The organism is Neochlamydia sp. TUME1, from assembly GCF_000813645.1.
In the GTDB taxonomy this organism is placed as follows: Bacteria; Chlamydiota; Chlamydiia; order Chlamydiales; family Parachlamydiaceae; genus Neochlamydia.
This window is the reverse complement of sequence record NZ_JRXI01000180.1, coordinates 1-1,903: the sequence shown is the minus strand read 5'-3', so window position 1 is coordinate 1,903 and position 1,903 is coordinate 1. Positions and strand designations below refer to the sequence as shown.

Sequence of the window (1,903 nt, the reverse complement as noted above, 5' to 3'; positions counted from 1 at the left end):
CTCTGCCTACAGAAATTGGGCAGCTGTCTGAGCTACAATATCTTTACTTAAATCAAAACCAGCTCACCGCTCTGCCTGCAGAAATTGGGCGGCTGTCCCAGCTGGAATGGCTTGACTTAAATCAAAACCAGCTCACCAGCCTGCCTGCAGAAATCGGGCAGCTGTCTAAGCTGCAACATCTTTACTTAAATCAAAACCAGCTCACCAGTCTTCCTGCAGAAATAAGCCAATTGTCTCAGCTACAAGAGCTTCACTTAAACCAAAACCAGCTTACCGCTCTGCCTGCAGAAATCGGGCAGTTGTCTGAGCTACAAACTCTTGACTTAAGAGAAAACGAGCTCAACAACCTGCCTGCAGAGATCGGGCGGCTGCCTCAGCTGCAATGGCTTGACTTAAGCCAAAACCAGCTCACCAGTCTTCCTGAAGAAATAGGGCGGCTGTCTCAGCTGCAAGAGCTTAATTCAAGCCAAAACCAGCTCACCAGCCTGCCTGCACAAATCGGGCAGTTGTCTCAGCTGCAAACGCTTGACTTAAGAGAAAACCAGCTCACCAGCCTGCCTGAAGAAATCGGGCAGTTGCCTCAGCTGCAATGGCTTTACTTAAATCAAAACCAGCTTACCAGCCTTCCTGCAGAAATCGGGCAGCTGTCCCAGCTGGAATGGCTTGACTTAAATCAAAACCAGCTCACCAGCCTGCCTGCAGAAATCGGGCAATTGTCTGAGCTGCACACGCTTGAATTAAATCAAAACCAGCTCACCAGCCTGCCTAAAGAAATCGGGCAGCTGTCTAAGCTGCAAGTGCTTTACTTAAATCAAAACCAGCTCACCGCTCTGCCTCCAGAAATCGGGCAGCTGCCTCAGCTGCAATGGCTTTACTTAAATCAAAACCAGCTCACCAGCCTTCCTGCAGAACTCTGGCAGCTGTCTGAGCTGCAATCGCTTGAATTAAATCAAAACCAGCTTACCAGTCTTCCTGCAGAAATCGGGCAGCTGTCTAAGCTGCAAGTGCTTTACTTAACTCAAAACCAGCTCACCGCTCTGCCTCCAGAAATCGGGCAGCTGTCTGAGCTGACACGGTTTTTCTTAACTCAAAACCAGCTCACCAGCCTTCCTGCAGAAACAGGTCAATTGTCTCAGCTGCAATATCTTTTCTTAAATCAAAACCAGCTCACCAGTCTACCTGCAGAAATCGGGCAGCTGTCTGAGCTGCAATATCTTTACTTAAATCAAAGCCAGCTCACCAGTCTTCCTGCAGAAATAGGTCAATTGTCTCAGCTGCAATCGCTTGAATTAAATCAAAACCAGCTCACCGCTCTGCCTGCAGAAATCGGGCGGCTGTCTAAGCTACGATGGCTTAAATTGAATCAAAACCAGCTCACCAGCCTTCCTACAGAAATCGAGCAGCTGTCTAATCTGTATGAGCTTGAATTAGCGGAAAATCCTTTGAAAGATATCGCCGAAAAAATAAGGCAGCGTTTTCAATTGTAGAATGGTTGTAAGTACTTTTTAAATGGGGATGTGGGCTAAAATGAAATAAAAAACTTTTAGCCCTCTTATCTTTAAACAAGTAATCCACTTTTCTTCCCGCAACTAAGTAAGATTAAGCTAACCTAAACATTTATAATGACAAGAAGTTTTTCTCTTTTTCTGCAGATTGCTATGGCTAGGAGGGTAACTTTTCTTGACAGGAAGAAACTGGTGGATTGTATTCCATCATTCGGTAGAAGAATTAAAACAAGGCACCAAAAAGAGCCGTTTTATCTCAAATACAAAGAATCAATTTCATTTTTTTAGCCAAACCCAAATTGCCGCATCACTTAATCGCCAAAACCTGTGGCTGCTCCTGAATGCTTGGAAGGCCCTCCCTTTCCTTAATCTATCTGAAATAAAAGCGTGGTAGATTA

The 1,903-nt window shown here is 45.3% G+C and carries 1 protein-coding gene; it reads left to right on the top strand.

The window, feature by feature from the left end:
* The coding region (locus tag DB41_RS08250) for a leucine-rich repeat domain-containing protein (RefSeq protein WP_039386252.1) at nt 1–1,487 on the top strand (1,487 nt) is incomplete at its 5' end.
* Nucleotides 1,488–1,903: the final 416 nt, after the last annotated feature.